Source organism: Eubacteriales bacterium mix99 (genome assembly GCA_038396605.1).
Classification (GTDB): domain Bacteria; phylum Bacillota; class Clostridia; order Caldicoprobacterales; family DTU083; genus UBA4874.
The window spans coordinates 509,402-530,168 of the sequence record CP121690.1; the positions used below are offsets into that span (position 1 = coordinate 509,402).

Annotated in this window: 17 protein-coding genes; 8 read left to right on the forward strand and 9 right to left on the reverse strand. The window is 49.3% G+C overall.

Going from position 1 to position 20,767, the window contains the following annotated elements:
* Positions 1 to 122 precede the first annotated feature (122 nt).
* The 3 genes from QBE55_02050 to QBE55_02060 are packed head-to-tail and all read right to left on the reverse strand — an operon-like array spanning position 123 to position 2,857.
* Positions 123 to 2,138: a thioredoxin domain-containing protein gene (locus QBE55_02050; protein ID WZL78972.1), complete on the reverse strand. Its 2,016-nt coding sequence runs from the start codon at positions 2,136 to 2,138 to the stop codon at positions 123 to 125.
* Positions 2,139 to 2,166: 28 nt separating this feature from the next.
* On the reverse strand, positions 2,167 to 2,349 hold the full coding sequence (locus QBE55_02055; GenBank protein WZL78973.1) for a hypothetical protein: 183 nt from the start codon (positions 2,347 to 2,349) through the stop codon (positions 2,167 to 2,169).
* A gap of 13 nt (positions 2,350 to 2,362) precedes the next feature.
* Positions 2,363 to 2,857 (reverse strand): hypothetical protein, encoded by a 495-nt coding sequence (locus QBE55_02060; GenBank protein WZL78974.1) that lies wholly within the window; start codon positions 2,855 to 2,857, stop codon positions 2,363 to 2,365.
* A gap of 406 nt (positions 2,858 to 3,263) precedes the next feature.
* On the opposite strand from QBE55_02060, the gene abc-f reads away from it, so the two are divergent.
* From abc-f to QBE55_02080, 4 genes are all read left to right on the forward strand, one after another.
* Positions 3,264 to 4,952: an ABC-F type ribosomal protection protein gene (gene abc-f / locus QBE55_02065; GenBank protein WZL78975.1), complete on the forward strand. Its 1,689-nt coding sequence runs from the start codon at positions 3,264 to 3,266 to the stop codon at positions 4,950 to 4,952.
* A gap of 293 nt (positions 4,953 to 5,245) precedes the next feature.
* The gene (locus tag QBE55_02070; protein WZL78976.1) at positions 5,246 to 5,797 is read left to right on the forward strand and encodes a DUF4342 domain-containing protein; all 552 of its coding nucleotides are present in this window, start codon (positions 5,246 to 5,248) and stop codon (positions 5,795 to 5,797) included.
* 92 nt (positions 5,798 to 5,889) lie between these two features.
* Entirely contained in the window at positions 5,890 to 6,573 is a 684-nt protein-coding gene (locus tag QBE55_02075; GenBank protein ID WZL78977.1) for a response regulator transcription factor, read from the forward strand.
* The gene (locus tag QBE55_02080) at positions 6,560 to 7,966 is read left to right on the forward strand and encodes an ATP-binding protein (GenBank protein ID WZL78978.1); all 1,407 of its coding nucleotides are present in this window, start codon (positions 6,560 to 6,562) and stop codon (positions 7,964 to 7,966) included. Before QBE55_02075 ends, QBE55_02080 begins: the two co-directional genes overlap by 14 nt.
* Before the next feature lie 287 nt (positions 7,967 to 8,253).
* On the opposite strand, the gene QBE55_02085 is transcribed toward QBE55_02080, so the two are convergent.
* Positions 8,254 to 9,165, reverse strand: a complete 912-nt coding sequence (locus QBE55_02085; GenBank protein ID WZL78979.1) for a hypothetical protein — start codon at positions 9,163 to 9,165, stop codon at positions 8,254 to 8,256.
* 221 nt (positions 9,166 to 9,386) lie between these two features.
* Positions 9,387 to 11,237 carry a hypothetical protein gene (locus tag QBE55_02090; protein ID WZL78980.1) on the reverse strand — a complete coding sequence of 617 codons (1,851 nt, stop codon included), beginning with the start codon at positions 11,235 to 11,237 and terminating at the stop codon, positions 9,387 to 9,389.
* 249 nt (positions 11,238 to 11,486) lie between these two features.
* Here QBE55_02090 and QBE55_02095 point away from each other — a divergent pair, with 249 nt between their 5' ends.
* Together QBE55_02095 and QBE55_02100 are read left to right on the forward strand one after the other, a co-directional pair.
* Positions 11,487 to 12,962 (forward strand): FMN-binding glutamate synthase family protein, encoded by a 1,476-nt coding sequence (locus QBE55_02095; GenBank protein WZL78981.1) that lies wholly within the window; start codon positions 11,487 to 11,489, stop codon positions 12,960 to 12,962.
* Between the two features lie 159 nt (positions 12,963 to 13,121).
* A complete protein-coding gene (locus QBE55_02100) occupies positions 13,122 to 13,820 on the forward strand; it encodes a zinc metallopeptidase (GenBank protein WZL78982.1) in 699 nt (232 codons plus the stop codon).
* A 138-nt stretch (positions 13,821 to 13,958) separates the two neighbouring features.
* On the opposite strand, the gene tyrS is transcribed toward QBE55_02100, so the two are convergent.
* Positions 13,959 to 15,206, reverse strand: a complete 1,248-nt coding sequence (tyrS, locus tag QBE55_02105; protein ID WZL78983.1) for a tyrosine--tRNA ligase — start codon at positions 15,204 to 15,206, stop codon at positions 13,959 to 13,961.
* Positions 15,207 to 15,367: 161 nt separating this feature from the next.
* Here tyrS and QBE55_02110 point away from each other — a divergent pair, with 161 nt between their 5' ends.
* Positions 15,368 to 15,739: a class II SORL domain-containing protein gene (locus QBE55_02110; GenBank protein ID WZL78984.1), complete on the forward strand. Its 372-nt coding sequence runs from the start codon at positions 15,368 to 15,370 to the stop codon at positions 15,737 to 15,739.
* A gap of 125 nt (positions 15,740 to 15,864) precedes the next feature.
* Here the strand turns inward: QBE55_02110 and QBE55_02115 are convergent, their stop codons facing one another.
* The gene (locus QBE55_02115; protein ID WZL78985.1) at positions 15,865 to 16,548 is read right to left on the reverse strand and encodes an acyltransferase; all 684 of its coding nucleotides are present in this window, start codon (positions 16,546 to 16,548) and stop codon (positions 15,865 to 15,867) included.
* A 336-nt stretch (positions 16,549 to 16,884) separates the two neighbouring features.
* Between QBE55_02115 and QBE55_02120 the strand changes: the two genes are divergently transcribed.
* Entirely contained in the window at positions 16,885 to 17,949 is a 1,065-nt protein-coding gene (locus QBE55_02120; protein ID WZL78986.1) for a substrate-binding domain-containing protein, read from the forward strand.
* 106 nt (positions 17,950 to 18,055) lie between these two features.
* Here the strand turns inward: QBE55_02120 and QBE55_02125 are convergent, their stop codons facing one another.
* The gene (locus QBE55_02125) at positions 18,056 to 19,744 is read right to left on the reverse strand and encodes an extracellular solute-binding protein (protein ID WZL78987.1); all 1,689 of its coding nucleotides are present in this window, start codon (positions 19,742 to 19,744) and stop codon (positions 18,056 to 18,058) included.
* A gap of 94 nt (positions 19,745 to 19,838) precedes the next feature.
* A complete protein-coding gene (locus QBE55_02130; protein ID WZL78988.1) occupies positions 19,839 to 20,756 on the reverse strand; it encodes a carbohydrate ABC transporter permease in 918 nt (305 codons plus the stop codon).
* Positions 20,757 to 20,767 lie beyond the last annotated feature (11 nt).

Sequence of the window (20,767 nt, forward strand, 5' to 3'; positions counted from 1 at the left end):
CAAACAGGTTGCAATTCCTCTAAAAAGCGACACGGAACCTCCAAAAAAACAACCGGCATCGGGTTCCCACCCATGCCGGCGTCACAAATCGTCATTTCATTCCTGCCAATTTTAGCAGAACCTCACCACTTTAGCGCTTGCAGTGTATCTACCGATGCGGCACAGGAATTTCCGCTGCACAAATAAAACTGTGGATGTCCTGCCGTGACTGGGTATTCTTTTGTATAGGGCGAGAGTTCCGCGAGTTCCTGTCCATTCTCCGGAGATTTTACCACGACTGTAAGATTTGGCTTTGCAGCCACCAGTTTACGAAGCTTCCTGAGATCTTCCTGCTCCGGCGACAATGCGATCAGCTCCTGAGAGGGATTCAGTGCATCCATAAAAGCCTGCATGGCGAATCCATGACCCGCTGGATACCAACCCGACGAGCCTGCAAGATATCGGAGCTGCTTCTGGGAACGCTCCCGCCATTTTTCTTCTCCCGTGATTTTGAAAAGCTTACCAAGCACATAAGCCGCAATGGAATTACCCGACGGCATCGCACCGTCGTAAGTTTCCTTTGGGCGAAGGATGAGCCGCTCGTCATCCCTGGCATATAGATAAAAACCTCCTTCCGTATCGTCAAAAAACCGGTCGCACATGGTATCGGCGAACCGGACCGCCTTTTTAAGATACCGGATATCGAAAATCGCCTGATACAGCATCAGCTCCGCCCAAACCACGAACGCATAGTCTTCCAGCTTGCCGTATCCGGCACTTACGCCTTCACGCCAGCGCACAAACAGCTTATCGTCCCGGGAAAGCTTTTCCTCAAGAAATCGTTCCGCCTTTTGCGCAGTATCGAGATACTGATTCTCTTCCAGGATAAGATATGCTTTTACATAGGCCGTGATCATCAGTGCGTTCCAGGAAGTCAGGCATTTATCATCCTTATGCAGAAATGTCCGCCTGGCACGGTAGGACAGCAATTTCTCGCAGCAGCGGTCCATCGTCGGGTTAATTTCCCTGTAGTTCGCATTTTCCACCAAATTGAGAATATTCTTTCCCTCGAAGTTGCCCTGTTCCGTTATACCAAACCACTCGCAAAACCTCCTGCCGCGGTTTTCGCCTAAAATATTCAATATCTCCTGCGGGATGAACAAATAATACTTTCCTTCTTCGCCATCGCTGTCGGCATCCTGCCCGCAGTAAAATCCGCCCTCCGGAGCGGTCAGCTCCCGTGAGACATAATCCAATGTTTTCCTTACGATATGCGTATAAAGAGACTCTTTGGTCTGGGTGTAAGCATCCAGATATGCCATTACAAGCAGTGCGTTATCATAGAGTGTTTTTTCAAAATGCGGGACCAGCCATTTTTCATCGCTGGAGTAGCGTGAAAATCCGCCGCCAATATGATCGAACAGCCCGCCCCGATACATACCATCCAGTGTGTGCAGTACCATTTCACTTGCTGCGGGATTTTCTTCCTTCGCATACCGCAGCAAAAACAGAAGATTATGTGCCGCCGGAAATTTCGGTGCTTCTCCAAAGCCGCCGAATCGGCTGTCATAGGAATGTGCAAAGGCACTGAACGCCTCATAAAGCAGATTTTTCTCCGGCTCCTGTACATATCCCGTTCTATCCTGTTCCCGCATCGCTTCCACAATCTGTTCGCCACTCTCCAGCAGCCGATTTCGGGAAGTCTTCCACAATTCCGATACTTTTAACAGCAGTTCTGTCAGCCCGGTCATCCCGTACCGGCTGTTTTTCGGCAAATAAGTCGCGGCGTAAAACGGCCGCTTTTTCGTATCCAAAAGGAGAGTGAGGGGCCATCCTCCCTGTCCTGTCAATGCCTGACATATTGCCATATAGACCGCATCCACATCCGGGCGTTCCTCCCGGTCCACCTTGACGGAGACGAACGATCGGTTCAATATTCCGGCTACGCCCTGATCCTCAAACGATTCCCGCCCCATGACATGGCACCAATGACAAGTGGAATAACCTATGGACAGAAAGATGGGCTTGTTCTCCTGTCTTGCTTCTGCAAAGGCTTCCTCGCACCATGGCCACCAATCCACAGGATTATAAGCGTGTTGAAGCAGATAAGGCGATTTCTCATTCACCAATCTGTTGGGTGTTTTTATTGAATTTATCACAGAGCATAACCACCTCTATTTCATGGAATTATAGAGTTAGTATGCTCGAAAACAGAATATTAAACTCCATACCGTTGATCGTGCCTTCTCCATTGGTAGATAAGACCGTTATGGCGAACAGCATATAGACAGCAACGACAATCCCGTAAAAGACAGCAAGGGATTTCTTACTGTCACTAAGATAAAAAGCATACATATTTTTCACATTCATGGCTTTATCCTCCTTAGGAGTTCGTCAGATGAATAAACATCTTCTGAAGATCCAGTTTCGAAAGTTCCAGTCCGTCCGGAACAGGGCTTTCCGGCATCTCATCAAACAGGTAGGCTGATTTTAACCCTCCGATGACATCCGATCCGATTACCTGTTTCCCGGGAAGAAACGCATCTACCCGCCCGATAGGTCCGGATATCGTATACCCCTTTTTCAGCACATTCTCCACGCTGTCCTGCAGGATGACTTGTCCTTCCTTTAATATGATGACTTCTTCGATAATGTCCGCTGCTTCTTCGATAAGGTGGGTGGATATCACGATTGTCCTCGGATTTTCACTATAGCTGGATATCAGCTCCCTGTAAAATAGATCCCGGTGATAGGCATCCAGGCCAAGTACCGGTTCATCCAGTAAAACCGTTTCCGTATTGCAGGATAATTGCCATCTTAATGATTCTGCTTTTCTCCAGACTTTTCTGCAATAAAAAAGAAATTGACAAATTGCCATTCTTCGTATAGGATGAAGAAGAATAAAAGAAGGAATCCGAGTTCCGCCGGAATGCGTCCAGGAACACAGGGCGAAACGCATGGTCGGGAAAGATGGAATAAAGCGGGTTTCAGAAAGGAAAAACCATGAACAAGACACGGAAATGGATCGCATGGAAATCTGTCATGACCGCATTTTTACCGATTTACGGGAGGAGTGCGCCTAAATTGAATAGATTTTACCCTATCCATATAAGTGTTTTGGAAACAACATGTCCGATATAGATCCTATTGTCAGGTTCGGAATACCATAACGTGCAATAGGATCAAACCGAAAACGGAAAATAAGAATCGATAAGGACGGATCCCAAGGCTTATAGGCTTTGGGATTTTTTGCGTCCAATGGGCGCCCGATAGGAGGAAGGAAAATGATTGAGCTGAGTGGCAACAATTTGACGAAATACTATGCCGCCAACAAAATATTCGAACATATCAGCTTTACGGTCCAAACCGGGGAGAGAGTGGGTTTGATCGGACAGAACGGATGCGGCAAAACCACCCTTCTGAAGATCCTCATGGGAACCGAGGAGGTTCAGGGCGGCGAGGTGAGCATCCGCAAAAATGCCAGGCTGGGCTGCCTGGAACAGATCCCCGTATATGACGACACCGTGCGGGCTCTGGATGTCATGGAGTCCGCGTTTGAAAGCGTCCGGGAAATCAAAAAGCAGATGCGGCTTCTGGAGAAGCGGATGAAGCAGCCGGAAACCGCCGGATTGGAAAAAGCACTCCAAACATACGGCAGGCTCGGTGAAGAGTATGAGCGAAACGGCGGGTACGAATCGGAAACCAGAATTGCCAGGGTGGCTAGCGGATTTCAGATCACCGATTCCTTGAAAAATAGGGGTTTCAATCGTCTCAGCGGCGGGGAGAGAACCAGGGTCATGCTGGCAAAGCTGCTGTTGGAAGAACCGGACATACTGCTTCTGGACGAACCGACCAACCATCTGGATCTGGAAACCATCCAATGGCTGGAAGGTTTCCTGCGGGAATACAAGGGCACTGTACTGGTGATTTCTCATGACCGCTGGTTCCTGGATCATGTCGTGGGGAAAATCATCGAACTGGAGTTTGACCGGGCAAATATCTACCGGGGCAATTACAGTTACTATACGGTAGAAAAAGAACGCCGGTTTCTGATCGATTATCGAAATTATGTAAATCAGCAGAAGAAAATCCAGCGGATGGAGCGCCAGATCCAAAGATATCGGATCTGGGGAGAAATGCGGGACAGCGAAAAGATGTTCAAAAAGGCGAAGGAGCTGGAAAAGCGTCTGGAAAAGATGGGAACCCCGGAAAAGCCGGTATTGGAAAACCAAAGGATCCGTCTGCGCCAGACCGAAGCGGAACGGAGCGGAAAAATCGTACTGGAGCTGAAAAACATCAGCAAGTCCTTCGGGAACAAGCCTTTGCTCGAAGATGTCAATCTGACGGTTTTTTACCAGGACAGCGTCTGCGTCATGGGCAGAAACGGTACGGGAAAAACCACCCTGCTGAAAATGATTCTGGGAGAGTCGGAACCGGACAGCGGCACGGTAACCATCGGCTCCCGGGTCAAAATCGGATATCTGCCGCAAAACGCGGCCTTTGAGGAGGAGGAATCCACCGTATTGGAGTACTTCGCCCGCCTCCACAATATCCCCTATGGGGAGGCCCGGTCCCAGCTGGCCAAAACCCTGTTCCGGAACGAGCAGGTCAACAAGAAGATCGGCTCCCTGTCCGGCGGCGAAAAGAGCAGGCTGAAGCTATGCTCCCTTACCTATGCCGGCGTGAATCTGCTCATCCTGGACGAACCCACCAACCACCTGGATATCGAATCCCGGGAGGTTCTGGAGGAAACCCTGGCGGAATTCGACGGGACGCTTCTCTTTGTTTCCCATGACCGGTATTTCATCGACAGGCTGGCGGACCGGATCGTCGTCATAGAGGACCGCGGTACACATGTCGTCAACGGGGATTATACCTATTACGCGGAGGAATGCCGGAAATCCCGGCAGAATACTTCCCGGGCGGAAGGCAAAGACACAGAAGACACCAACCCTGAAGGCGGTACCGAATAGGTTGAGTAACGGTAAAGGAAATGCGGCAACACGACGTCTGCCAGAAATATGGAAGGCTGGTATAAAACTTGCATTTCTGTCCGGATTATGTTACTGTTTGTCTGGAAGTCGTTTTGATTTTCCGCAGGATATGGTGCTGATTGATGCGGCTAAGGTGTCCTTCGTTATCTTGCGGCAATATGGATTTTTGCGGCGGAATCCATAAATTTTAATCTGATTTTAATCTTGTTCCAACCTTATTTCAATCCCGGAAGGCTATAATCATCTTATCAAATGGACAGGAGGATATTCTTATGGCTACGATGGAACAGGTTGAAAAGTTAAAGGAGAAGGCAAATGTATCCTATGAGGAGGCAAGAGCCGCGCTGGATGCGTGCGGGGACGATATCCTGGAAGCGATGATCTATCTGGAACGGCAGGGCAAGGTAAAGCCTCCGCCGGACGACGGTTATTACTGTTCCCGGCAGGAGGAGCCGGAAAACGAAACGGCGGATGACGACAGCCGGGATGGCACACAAAAAGGGGAAACCTTTTCGCAATTGGCCGGCAGATTTTTCCGATGGTGCGGCAGAGTCATTGAAAAGGGGAACCGGAACTCCTTCGAGGTAAGGCGGGAAGACAAGACGGTTATTGCGGTTCCTGTTACCGCTTTGGTTCTTCTCCTGATCTTTGCCTTTTGGTTTACCGTCCCGCTTATTATTGTCGGATTGTTCTTTGGCTGCCGTTACCATTTCAAAGGCCCGGATCTGGAATCCACCGGTGTGAACCACATGATGGATTCCGCAGCCGGCGCGGCGGAGAATCTGAAGAACGAAGTAAAAAACAAGGGCGACAGGGGCCAATAACGCCTTCCTGCCGCTTCGAACGGGATTGAGCGGCGTTTGGGCAGAGGAGAGAGCAGTTCCCCGGCAAGGCAAAAACGGTACAGGGTGAGCATATGAATGAAAAAGTCCTGATTGTGGAGGATGAAGAGAAGATTGCGCGTTTTATGGAAATGGAACTGGCCTATGAGGGATATGAGGTGGCAAAGGCCTTTGATGGACGAACCGGACTGGAGCTTGCCCGGAGCGGCGGTTTCGATATCATCATACTGGACATCATGCTTCCCGGCTTGAACGGGATGGAGGTACTCCGGCGTATCCGCAGGAGCTCCTCTGTTCCGGTGATCATGCTGACAGCCCGGGATACCATTGTGGATAAGGTGACCGGACTGGACGGAGGGGCGGACGATTATATGACAAAGCCCTTTGAAATTGAGGAGCTTCTCGCCCGGATCCGCAATGCCCTGCGAAAGAAGAATGCTTCCGGATCTGCAAGAACTCTGACGGCCAGCGGTCTTGTTCTGGATATTGACCGGCATGAAGCGGCCGTCGGAGGTGTCCCGGTAGAGCTTACCAAAAAGGAATTCGATCTTCTCCGGTACCTGCTGGAAAACAAGGACATGGTATTGACCAGAGAAATCCTGCTGGAGAAGGTTTGGGGGTTTGATTACGCGGGAGACACCAATGCGGTGGATGTTTATATCAGATATCTGCGCAGTAAGATCGACGAGGTTTTTGGTATAAAACTGATTCATACCGTCCGCGGAGTGGGGTATGTGATAAGAAATGAAGGAAAATAAAAAGGGAAACAAAAGAGAAGATTTTTCCATTGTCTTTAAGCTGAACACCTGGCATCTGTCTCAGGTGTTTTTTGGATTTCTCCTGATCGATATCCTTCTGATTATCCTTTTCTCCGGCGCCCTGGTCTGTTACGCGGAACGGGATATAGGACAGAGGGTGGAAAATTCAGCAGTTGGGGACCTTCTGACGGAGCAGGAGCCGGACGGCTTTCATCTGCCCGGGTTCCTGAACCGATGGCTTCCGGACCATATGGAGGGTGTGATCCGGCAATTCGTCGTCCCATCCGGGGAATCTTCCTTTTGGAAACGGCTGGATGATGTAACATACCGGGCATGGGTGCCCTTCTCCGGCGGCAGAATGTATTATGCGGCGGACTATGCTATCGGCAGACATCTGACCCTGTTTCTCAAACTTTTTCTGGTTTTGACTGTTTTTGAACTGTTGTTTCTTCTCGGCGGCATCGGCAAAGGAGCAAGAGCCGTGAGACGCTCCCTTCAGCCTCTTTCCGATCTGGCCCGGACGGCAAAGAGCATCAATCAGACCCGGATGGTCCGGCCCGACATACAGCTGCGGGATCTGACCGGCACCATCGATACCATCAATGTGACGCGGCTGGACCGGAGGGTTTCCATCCGCTCGGAACAACGGGAACTGAAGGATCTGGCGGGCGCCATCAACGGGATGTTGGATCGAATCGACGCGTCCTACCGCTCCCAGGTCCGCTTTGTATCTGACGCATCTCATGAACTGCGGACTCCGATTTCCGTAATACAGGGATATGCCAATCTCCTGGACCGGTGGGGAAAGAAGGATGAAAAAGCGCTGCAGGAATCCATTGATGCCATCAAGGGCGAAGCGGAAAGCATGAAGGACCTGGTGGAACAGCTGCTTTTCCTGGCAAGGGGTGACAACGACTCCATGAAGCTGAACCGGGAACCCGTTAATCTCAGCCGGATCGCGGAGGAGGTGGTGCGGGAGACCGCTATGATCGACCCGAACCATGAATATGTTACGAAAACAGAAAAAGAAGTGTACACCATAGGGGATGCGCAGCTCATCAAACAGGCCTTCCGTATCTTTGTGGACAACAGTACCAAATACACCCCACCCGGCGGGACCATCACGGTATCTGCCGCCCGGAAGGAGGATTCGGCAAAGGTAACTGTGCAGGACAACGGGATCGGCATTCCTTCGAAGGATTTGTCTCATATCTTTGACCGGTTTTTCCGCTCCGATGACTCCCGTGCGCGGAAAACAGGCGGAACCGGCCTGGGTCTCTCCATTTCCAAATGGATTATTGACCGGCATCATGCCGTCGTCGAGGTCCTGAGCCGCAAGGATCTGGGCACCCGGATAACCATTTCTTTCCCGGCGGGCCGGACGGCGGAGTGACCCGATCCGACTGATTCAATTGACAAGTCTTCAGACAGGAGACATTGTTATGAAGAGAGCAAATTATCCACTGTGCTTCATTCTGATATTACTATCAATTTTGCCAGCATGTTCATCAAGTGGTGCAAAGAACCGCGGGGGCCTTTCTGTTTGCAAGACATGATGCCGGAGCCAAAAAACAACCGGCACCGGATTTTCACCCATGCCGGCACACAAAACTTCATTTCATTCCTACCAATTTTAACGATGCTCTGTCTGTTTTATCCCGGTACAAACCTTCCGTCCGCTCAGTCCTGCGTCATACAGGATTGCAGCTTGGCCACATAATTCTGCAGCCCGGATAGTTTATCCGTATCGGACATGCTGAGAAAGCACTGATTCACATCCATCAAATCCAGGAGCTGCCTCCGTATGTGGTCAGCCTCCCTGCGTTCCTTGTCCAGACTGACTTCCAGCATCAGAATGCGGTTGTTCAGATTCTGCAGCTCCCGGCTGCGGCTTTTCCCATTTCCTGAACGGCGGTTTCCTGCTGCCAGGTTGCTTAAATCCCGCAGTCCCCTGGCCAGATCATCCAGCGAAACTCCATGGATCGACTTCACGTTGTTTACAAACTGACCGATCCAGTCAATCAACTGACCGTTGGCACCTTCCGACGTCGCCTGTGTTTTACCGGAATGAATCAGTCTGGCTCTGGTATACGGATTGAAGCAGGCGATTCCTTCCGCCTCGATTTCCCGCATCAGATGACTGACATATTCGGGTTCCCTGGCAATCACACTGCGATATTTATTCTGATACCGGATCAATACCCTTTTGTCTCCATGACTGAGCCGATTGGCGCATCCACGGACCGATTCTCCCCGGGCCTGAGCGATCAGCATCTCCCGGATCAGCGCTTTCTTTTCCTCCGCAGTAAATGGTTTCCCGATCCTATCGTCCTGGTTCGGATCCTTTTCATCCGAAATCGTCTGATCCTCCCGCTTTTCTTCCTGGGTATGAAGATAGCGGTAATAATAATTCCGGATGGTATTCGCCTTCAGTCCGGATCGTCGGGCAATTGCCTCAAATGCGCGAATAATCGGCATTCTCCGTTCCTTTGCTTTTCCGACTTCTTCCTTCATGATCGACATCAGTTCCGGCTGCAGTTCCTGCTTTTCACCCATCGTATTGTCTTCATGCAGAGCTTGTTCCTTGGACATATTTTTTCCTCCTTCGCATTATTCCAATGCTTCCATAATATTCTAGGTATATTATTCTCCATAATGGAATTGTTTATTCCTGCATATATAAAGATTTCATCATATATCTGTCATTGCATAAAAAAAGGCAAGGATCCCTCCTTGCCATAACAATAATCCATGCCATTATTTATCCATTTAATATTGCAGATCAAAAGCAGATGACGTTAGAGCTTCCGGCCTTATTCCTTGCTCTCCGTTGCCTTGTGCTTTTTCCGGGACAGAAGCGGAAACTTGCCGGAACCTTTTGTCAGGTAAACCAATGCTCCGATAATCAATACACACACCAGAACAACTACGACCAGGACAACCCAAAGCAGGGTACCCTTGCCGGACAGACCGCCCTTTTTCACTTTAACGGTCAGTGGCTCGCTTTTCACCGTAAACTTTTCCCCATCCTCGTCCGTCCCGTTGACTTCCATGAAAAAGTCTTCCGTCTTCTCCACACGGAAGGTCGTCACCGGGATCGTTTTCTTTTCCCCCGGATTCAGGACAGACAGGTTGTCAATGACCATCCTGCGGTCCATGAGAGTCAATACCAGGTTGTACAGGGGCTCTGTTCCCGTATTCTCAATCACGCATTTCAATTCCACGGTGCCGGATTTACTCAGGGAAGTTTTTTTCGAAGTCAGCCGGACGGACAAATTTTGGCTCAATTCGCCGCCTCCGATGAGAAGCTCCAGTTCAGACGCCTCATAACTGTAATTTTCATTGGTCACGGCATCCTTTGCTCTCAGAGTGGCCCTGCTGACGGCATCTTTTTCAATGGTCAGCTCCTTGTCGGTATGCACTTCCTGCCCGGCTTCAATCTGTTCAAATGTGTCGATTTCCCCGAAATCAGGCTCCTCCAGAACAACATCCTTCAAATCCACATTTCCGGTATTGCGGATCACATATTCCAGGACAAAAGGCTCTCCCGCAGTTATATTTTCCGGCACCACAAAACGTTCAATCTCCACCTGCGGCTGCAGCCGATCCATATGAACATCACAGGAAGACTGGATCAGCTGATTGGTGTCCTCAACCCGGGCCTGCGCCGTCAGGTGATAGGTTTTATCCGGTTTGACGGTCCCGGTAAAGCTTGCGGAAGTTTCTTCACCGGGCAGAAGCTGCTCCAGGGTATAAAATACCTTTTGATTCCAGTCCAGACACTCCAGATTCTTCAAGGCGGTATTGCCCGTATTCTTTATTTTCAGCTTGAAAGTGACGGATTCCTTCCCCGGCCCGGGTATGAGCTTTTTATTCGGCTTGCCGGCAATGTTCAGGGACGACACCGGCGCTTCCTGCTTTATTGGAATCTTCAGGCCTGTGTCAAAGGTTTTCCGTAGCTTTCCTCCCGATCCCAGGGGATCGTCATACTCTATTATAATATTTCCATTGGTTTCCTTATCCAGAGGAACCGTCGTTTCCACCGCTTTCCTTTCTCCGGGTGCAAGCGCATTGATGGTGCCCAATGTCTTTCCGAGATCGCTGTCCATAACCGACAGATTTTTCAGTGTAACATTTGCCCCGGACTGCACTTCCACCTTCAGGGCAGTCTGCTCACCTTTGAAAACCGGTCCCTGCTGTGAGGAGGAATACGTCACATTCATACTGTCATTGATCGTTAGAAACGAGGCCTGCCCTGTTGCTTCCTGCTCCTGTTGGTCCTCTGCCCCTGCATAACGGATGCGGCACGTAATGTTGCCCGTATCTTTGCCTGCCTCTGCGGTAAAATTCCTGCCGGAAAAGGACAGGCTTTCTCCCGGTCCGATTTCCTTCCCGCCCAAATCGATGGAAAAGTCCCCGCCCGGCACGCTTTCCACAGCACTTACGATCCGAATGCCCTGTGCACTTTTATTCTGAACCAGATATGCTCCGCGGCAAGTTCCACTGGGTGATATAAAGAGCTTTCCACCTGCATTGGATATATTACCGGTTATTTCGGCGGAAACCACCACATCGCCGTCTGCGTGAACCGTACCGGTCACGGCGGAAAACGAAACAACGAAAAAAATCATGCAAAGCAACAGACTGATCATTCGTTTTCTCACTGCAATTCCCCCAAACCTTGTTTTCTAATGCCAATCATTCTTATTTCCATTCGTTTTGTTTCATGACAACTTATTATATCACAAGCCCGCCTTCAAGAAAAAGGGAAGGCCGCAGGCACTGTTTACAAAACGCTTAATTCTTTTCAAACTTTTCGTTACATATGCAATCCTGATGGTGTCCTGAGGAATGATTTCCCGGAATTCTCCGCATACTATCCAAAACCGATAAAAAATGGAGGCTCTCGGAATATGGGGAAAGGAAAATACGGTTTCGATAAGGCAAAGAAAGATGGCGTCCCTGTCCTGGGAAAACTGGCCGCCCTGGGAGCGATCGGAGCACTGGGCGCAATGGGGATCAAATCATTGAGCCGGTTTGCAGTAAACCAGGCAAGCGACAGCTTTTTGAAAAAAATCACCAGCGAGGAATATGATCAGAATCTTTATGAAGTCGTTTCTTCCACCCTGCGGATCCGCCCGCAGGTGATACTGGAAACAGAGCTCCGGGCTGAAACCGGAAAACTGCTGGAGCGGCCCATGGGATCCACCGGCATGTTCCCCGGACTGGAAGATATCAAGTTCAATGTTGCTCAGATCGATACCCTGCCTTCCGAGATCGATACGGAAGTGGATTGTTCGGTTACCATCGGCAGGTATGCCAAAAGGCCGCTGACCACGAACCATTTCATGATGCTGGCCCCCATGGCATATGGCATCGCACTGAGCAGGCCGGTGAAAATGGCTCTGGCAAAGGGATGCACAGCAGCAGGGGTTATCTATCATACCGGAGCAGGCGCCATTTCGGCGGATATCCTGAACCAGGCAGGCCCCTTTATTTTTCAATATGGCCGGGGAAACTGGCCCACTCCACAGGATGCCTTGCTGAAAAGCCAGGCTGTTGAAATTCAGTTCGGTCAGGGGGCTTTTGCCGGAGTCGGGTTCACGATGGAATCAGAGTCCGTAGGGGAAAAGCTCAGAGAAGAAATGAAATTAAGAAAAGGAAGCGATCTGATAACCCACTCCAGACAGGCAGAAGTGCAGAATCCCGGACAATTAAAAAAACTGGTGGATAAACTCCGCACTATGACCGACGGCGTGCCCATTGGAGTAAAAATAGCAGCAGGCAGGGATCTGGAAAGAGATCTGGCCTGGATCTGTGACAGTGAAGTGGACTTTATCGTTCTCGACGGAGCGGAAGCTGCGACAATCGGTTCGCCGCCCATCCTTCAGGATGATTTCGGCATTCCCACCGCTTTCGCCGTTCATCGTGCCGCAAAATGGATGGAGCAGCACGGAGTCCGGGAAAGAATCTCCCTCATTGCTTCCGGCCGGATCCGGACACCCGGAGATGCGCTGAAGGTGAAAGCGTTGGGCGCCGATGCCTGCCAGATCGGATCCATCGCACTGGTGGCAGTATCCCATGGCCAGATCCACAAAGCCCTGCCCTTTGAACCGCCCACTTCCCTTGTCTGGTATGACGGAGATGCTGCCGATCAGTTTGATGTGGAAGTCGGTGCCCGCTCCTTTCAGAACTTCATGAACTCCTGCAGACTGGAGATGGAGAATGGAATCCGTGCTTTGGGAAAAACATCCATCTCCCAGATTGATCAGATGGATCTGGTAACCGCCAACGAAATGTATGCGAAGGGACTGGATATCCCCATGGTTTATGTTCCGTCGGACCCTTTGGGCCCGAAGCCGCCAAGGGTGCGGAAATTGAAACTTTGAAACTCCAATAAATAAAAAATGTCTGACCTTTATTGACTTTCATAAATCGGTATGTTAAACTGATATCAATAAATCAATCAGACAGATGGATGCCGGAAAGAGCCCTGCATTCCGGAAGTATTATCCGTATCGCCTGATCCCGGGAAAGGAGAAGTTTGGATGTTTCCATTTTACTTTGATCCGACTTATGCTTTGCTGATCCCTGCCATACTTCTGGCAGTTTATGCGCAGACGAAGGTCCGGTCGACCTTCAATAAATACTCACAGGTACCGGCACGCAGTGGAATGACCGGAGCGGAAGTTTCCCTGGCACTGCTGCACAGCAGAAATATTTATGATGTAAACGTTGTGCCGATCCGCGGTCAGCTGACCGACCATTATGATCCCCGCAGAAAGACCCTGAATCTGTCCGAAGGGGTATACAACTCCACTTCCCTGGCAGCACTGGGTGTGGCGGCTCATGAAGTGGGCCACGCATTCCAGCATGACACCGACTATGTCCCTCTGAAGGTCCGGAGCTCCATTGTTCCCCTCGCCAATATCGGTTCCAATCTAGCGTTTCCCCTGCTTCTGCTGGGCATCGTTCTCGGCAATCAGAAAGTGGCTTTTATCGGAGTGGCTGCGTTCAGCCTGGCTGTTTTATTTCAGCTGGTCACCCTTCCGGTGGAGTACAATGCCAGTAACCGGGCAGTGGAAGCGCTTGAAGTCGGCGGCTACCTGGAAAGGGATGAAGTCCATTCCACCCGCAAGGTATTGAATGCTGCTGCCCTGACCTATGTGGCCTCCACCATGATGGCAGTCCTGCAGCTGCTGAGGCTGCTGATTCTGTCCGGCGCAGGCAACCGGCGCAGAGACTGATAAACCGAAGAGATGGATAATGGAAGAGATGAATGAGAATACCCGTTATACGATACAAAAGGCCCGGCTTTCCGCCGGGCCCTCTTTTTAAATATTTTTTTAATCTTTATGTTTTATCGTCACGTTATTTTATGATAATTATTTTACCGTCACTTTATGGTAAACCTTTTTGCCTTTACGAATCATTAAACTCCCATCCTGCAGATCCTTCCCTGTCAGGGTATGATTGATGTCCCCGATTCTCTCATCATTGACATAGACACCGCCCTGCTGAATCAGCCTGCGTCCTTCTCCTTTGGAGGGAATCAGCTTCAGGAAGGAAAGCATGTCCAGTATTTTACTGTTTTCCTGGAATTCCGCAACGGAAAGAACCGTGCCGGGTACCTGCGCATCGGCAGTTCCCTTTCCGAACAGTGCCTCCGCAGCCGCCTGGGCTTTGTCCGCTTCTTCCTTTCCATGAACAATCTTTGTTACTTCATAGGCAAGGACTTTTTTTGCTTCATTGATTCCTTCGTCCTTCTGATTTCCCAGCCGGTTTACTTCTTCCATGGGCAGGAATGTCAGCATGGCAAGAGAATTCCTTACATCCGCATCATCTATGTTTCTCCAGTATTGATAGAAGTCATAGGGAGACGTCTTATCCGGATCCAGCCACAGGGCGCCGGCCTCCGTCTTGCCCATTTTCTTTCCGTTGGCAGTGGTCAAAAGGCGGAATGTCAAACCGTATGCGGGGGTTCCCTTCCCCTTGCGGATCAGATCCACACCGCCCAGAATGTTGGACCACTGGTCATCTCCGCCCAGCTGCAGCTTGCAGTTATATTTCCGATTCAATTCCAGAAAATCATAGCTTTGCATCAGCATATAGTTGAATTCCAGAAAAGAAAGACCCTTTTCCATACGGGTACGGAAACACTCTGCAGTCAGCATGCGATTCACGGAAAAATGAATGCCGACTTCCCGCAAAAAATCTACATAATTCAAATTCAGCAGCCAATCTGCATTATTGACCAAAATGGCCTTTCCGTCTGAAAAGTCCAAAAACCTGGAAAGCTGTTTCTGGAAAGATCGGCAATTTGCCTCCACTGTTTCCCGGGTCATCATCTTGCGCATGTCGGTCTTTCCGGTCGGATCGCCGACCATGCCTGTCCCGCCTCCAACCAGTACAATGGGCCGGTGGCCTGCCCTCTGCATGTGCATCATAATCATGATCTGGACAAAATGTCCCACATGCAGACTGTCTGCCGTAGGATCAAAGCCAATATAAAAGGTGACGGGTTCTCTGCCCAACAGGTCCCGGATTTCCTCTTCATGAGTCGCCTGCGCCAGATAGCCCCGCTCCTTCAATATGTCATAGACGTTGGTATGATTGTTGCTTCCATTACTCATCCGAATCCCTCCAAATGCATCATGGCTTTTATTGTACCTTCTGATCCGGAAAATAGCAAGGGCCCTCAGCATCCCCGGAACACAAATGCTGATCCGTTGCGTTTCAGGAAACCAGAGCCGGGTATCAATAAAATAACCAATCAATAAAGGAGGAGTTTGGCATGTCGATAGGAAAATACCTGCAGACCGGAGACTGGAAGGGAGAAAAACACGTACCCGTCATTCACGTTCCCGATAAAATAAAAGCGGACGAAGGATTTGAACTGAAGGCCTCCATCGGGGATGCCATCAAGCATCCCAACACCTTGGAACATCATATCTGCTGGATCAAGGTATTTTATGTGGAAAAGGATGGGAAATTCCCGGTGGAACTGACAACCTTCAACTTTCAGGCACATGGAGAGGCAGGCGCCTTTACGGAACCCGTCGGCGTTACCCGGATAAAACTGCATACTTCCGGTAAAATCTACGCTGTCAGTTACTGCAATATCCACGGCCTGTGGGAAAGCAGCAAGGATATCACCGTGGAATAATTCATCAACATCAACGGTTTCTTCCAACGGCAAGGGGAATGCCTGGCAGAAGAAACAGCAAAGACTGCTGCATAAATGATTGCAGCAGTCTTTGCTGTATACTCCCTGTTTATTTTTGATGGTTGTCAGGCCTTCCATTCCACATCTTCCCGGATAATCCGCATGGGATTGCCAACAGCAAGACAGTTTGGCGGTACGTTCTTATTAACCAGTGTGTTCGCTCCGATTACGGCATTGTCCCCGATCGTCACACCTTTCAAAACAGTACAGTTGCATCCGATCCACACATGATCCCCAATTTGAACCGGTTTCACGAGCTCATTCTCTGTATCATCCGGATAATGGATATGATGAAAATCCGTATCCAGGATGGTGGTGTTCCAGGCAATGGCACAATCTCTTCCGATAGTAATCCGATTGGCACAGTACACGACGGAAGAAGCCGTAATATAGGTATTGTCCCCGATGGACAGCATCGCACCCGGGCCTGTTACAATCCCCACGCCCGGCCCAAGCTTCACCCTGCCCATCACATGAAAAACAGAGTCCCGGTACATCCGGACAGAGGATTTGGAATGCACCATATCCCCAATATATTTGCCGCCCAGGTACAGCCTTCGGTCAATGATCAGCCTGGCACCGGAGCCCCTGGTAATGGTACTCCCAAAATCCGCAAAAACCCGGAACCGGTAAAAACTCCGTATGGAGTGAAACAGGTTCAGGAAAAAACTATATATCACATTTAAAATCAGCTTCGGATTCATCCGGAGCGTGCGGACCATTTTTGTATTAAACATTGGCTTATCCACAGACAGCCAGCCTCCGTTCCACATAATCTGACAATTCCGGCAAGAATCATTATACCACAGGATCGGGAAAATTGTTGCCATTTTTACGGATTATATACCTTCCTTTGCCTGTCGAAAATGTCGAAAGCTCTCCGTCCCCCGGGGTCCCCATTAAAAGTCAGCAGTGTACCATAGCCTGGCAAAACGTTGCAAAGCCGGCTTCATACTGACACTCCAGGCCCCGTGTGGTATAATGGATACATTAAGAGCATCCTGGAAAGATACGGATGTACAAACAGTTTTCAAAAATTATGGCAGCGAAACGCAGAACAATCCCAGAACCCGGAGGCTTATATTATGAAAGCGACACCAAAATACCAAAAAATCAAGGAATCCATCCTTGAAAAGATTCAAGGTGGAAAATTGCAGACGGACGAACAGCTCCCATCCGTGGAATATTATATGGAGAAGTTTGATGTCAGCGCAATCACCGTTCGGAGAGCTCTCTCTGAACTCGCTGAGGAGGGATATATCCGGAGAATCAAGCGCAAGGGAACTTTTGTGAACGATCCCGGCAGTTTTGAAGCGTCCAGTCATTTGATCGCCGTCATTCTCTCCACGGAGGATTATTACGATACCAGCTACATGGAGATCATCAAAGGGGCACAGAGCTTTATTTCCGAATACGATTATTCCCTTCTGATAGAATGGACGGATCTGGACAATGAACAGGAGCGTGCCTCTGTCCAGCGAATGCTGGATAAAAAAGTAGATGGTTTCATTATCTATCCCTTTGACCCTGTGAAAAGCGAAAATATCTTCTGCCTGATTGAAAAGGAGAACATTCCTTATGTCCTGGTGGACCGGTACAATCTCCATCACCCCTGCTACTTTTCCGGCAGTGACAACTACAGCGGCGCAATTCTTGCCACCAGCAAGCTCATCGAATTCAAACACACAAAGATTAAATTTGCCGCCTACCATTTTTTCCTCCCTTCGGAACAGGAACGCTATGACGGCTTTTGTTCCGCAATGCGTGCGCACAATCTGGATGTCAGTGCAGACAATCTTTTGATTGATATCGATTATGATGACCTGAAGCAAAAAATCATAAGCCACGAAGTCACTGCCCTTTTCTGCGTCAATGACCGGCTCGCTCTAAAAATAATGTCCAGGCTGACCGAACTGGGAGTCCGGATCCCGGAAGACGTCTCGATCATCGGGTTTGACGATTGGGACAATGCCCGGAACAAAACGTCCGGCCTGAGCACAGTCCGGCAGTACTTCAATGAAATCGGATCCAATGCCGCCTACCTGCTGATCAGTGCCATACAGGGACAATTGCAGGGCAGGAATGTAAAGATGCTGGCCGGCGTCACACTGGTGGAGCGGGACAGTGTTATTGAAAATCCCTATGCGTGAATCCTTCAAATCCCTTTAAAAAAGGGCACCCTTCTCAAAGTTGAGGAAAGATGCCCCGAGATGCCTTTGATCGACGAAACTTCCAGGAATCCTCCGATCAGGGAAACTATTTTTCACTTCTCTTGAAATACTCTTTCGCTGCCTTGTTGTAATTATCAAGCAGTTTGTCAATATCCGCAACGTTCTTGATTTCCTTCATGTATTTATCCCATTCATCCATGCTCCGGGTTCCGGAAACCATTGCGGTTTCCCACTCATCCCGCAGGGTATTGTAAGCCGTTGTGATCTGACTGTTTTCCTGAGTGGTATTCGTGTCAAAGGTACAAACCGGTTCCTCAAACGCAGGCGGAACATAGGGATTCTCCGGATAGTCCGGATAAGGCAGATTCAGGTAATATTCCGATTGCTCGATCGGTTCCTGATGCACTTTCCCGTCATAATACAGCCAGTCGTCTGCCGCCAGCGCCACATAAGCCTTCGTATCATCCGCCAGGATGACCCCGGGACTCATGTTTTTACTGGCGCGCATCCCATATTTGTCTGCTTCGGACCAGGGATCCGGTGCGTTCAGGATATCGTCGACAAACTGCGGATTGCCATCCTTGTCAAGATTGTAGCTGTCTCCTTCAATCCCCCAGGTCAGCAGCCGGATGATATCATCATCAAAGCAATGATTCAAAAATTCAATCACGCCTTCCGGATCCTTCGTATCGGCGTTGACTGCCATTCCGCTGAATTGATTGATCGAAACCGTGTTGACGGGCTGTACTTCCTGCCATGCTTCCTCCCCATATTTTGGATTGTTCGGGAACAACGTGGCACAAAATACCTGCCCGCTGGAACTCAGCCTGGTGAATTCACCCGGAGTTGTGAACCAATCTGCCATCACAATAAATGTTTTATCCGACAACTCCTTGCTCTTCAGCATTTCATCGTCATCACTGATATACTCCGGATCCAGCAGCCCTTCCGCATACAGCTTCCGTGCAAACGCAACGGCATCCCTGTATCCTTCTTCATAGAGTCCCATCACATATTCCTTGCCGTTCCAATAGACGCCGTTGCTGGTATGATTGGCAAAAAACAAACTTCGCAGATCATTCCAGCGAGTATGAACCGGATAAACATCCGGATAAATTTCCTTCAGCTTTTTCGCAGCATCATATAATTCATCCAGGGTTTCCGGAATCTTAATATTGCTTTTCTCAAAGATATCATACCGATAAGTTGAAAGGTTGGAAGGCAGCATCCCCTTGTCCTCCGGGAAACGCGGCAGACCTATACTTTTTACGTCGTAGATGTGACCTTCGTCATCTGTAACGGAAGCAATGCCTGCATTGGTCTGTTCCATATATTTCCAGTAATTTGGGAAGATATCCTTATAGGGGGCAATATCCAGCAGGAAGCCTTCTTCGGATGCCTTGCTGTAGTCAAACAGGAAAGGTATTCCAATCAGATCCCCGAAGTCTCCCGTGGAGAACAGGATGGAAGCCTTGTCACTGTATTCACTGCCCGGGATCAATTCATATTTGATCTTTAACTCCCGGTTCAGCTTTTTGCTCATCTGTTTCTCAAATTCTTCATTCACGCGGCCATCCTTGCTTCCCGGATTTCCTTCCATCGTGATATTCAGAACCAAAGGATCCCTTTTCCCGTCAGCGGAAGCCGAACTTTCCTGCCCGGTTTTCCTGCTGCTGGAATCCTTGCCGCCCCCTCCGCAGGCACTGAGGAAAACAGTCCCGATTACGGCTGCAAGTGCAAATGCCATGATTCTTTTGCCTGTTTTTTTACTCATATTGTTTCTCTCCTTTGCTTTTTTCTTTTCATAGCCATTGTTTATGCCAAACCAATATTGACGATCCGCCAATATCCGGCGAATCGGCCGGCGCTCAACCCTTTACGGACCCCACTAACATTCCTTTGGTGAAGTACTTCTGAAAAAATGGGTAAATACACATAATCGGGAACATGGTAACAACAACAATTGCCATACGGACGCCTTTCGGAGATACTTGCTGAATAAAGGTCGGATTAAAATTGCCAGCCCCGGAGCCGGCCCGCTGCTGCAGATTTGCCGTATCGATGACATACAGATATTCCCGAAGGATATTCTGAACCGGGTAAAAATTTGGATTCTTGAAATAGATCATCGGTCCAAACCAGTTGTTCCACATTCCCACAATGGCAAAAAGCCCAAAAGTCGCAAGCAGCGCCCTGGAAGTGGGGAGAATAATCCGGAACAGCACGGTGAACTCATTTGCCCCATCAATTTTGGCCGATTCGCCCAGCTCCTCCGGAATATTGCGAAAGAACGTCCGGAAGACAAAAACATTATAAGCGCTGACACAGCCCGGAATGATAATCACCAGCGGATTGTTGATCAGCTTCATATTCATCATCAGCAAATAGGTTGGAATCATACCGCCGCCAAAGAACATCGTGATCGTCAGGAATACGGTTAAGAACTTCTTCCCGATGAAATCCCTCCTGGTCAGCGGATATGCGGTCATGCTGGTAAAGAGCAGGGTACAGACGGCAGATGCCAATGCATATACAATGGAATTTGCATAACCCCGCCACACCTGTTCATCCTTCAGGATATACTGGTAGGCATCCATATTGAATCCTTTCGGGAAAATGGTAATGTCCGCCCTGGCTACATGCTCCGCATTGCTGAGGGAAATTGCAATCACATTGAGAATTGGATAAAGCACTACAATAATCAGCAGAATCATAAGCACAACATTGAATACATCAAAAATCGCATCGCCAATGCTGGATTTTACTTTGTTTTTCGAATTTCCCATTCCTTGATCCC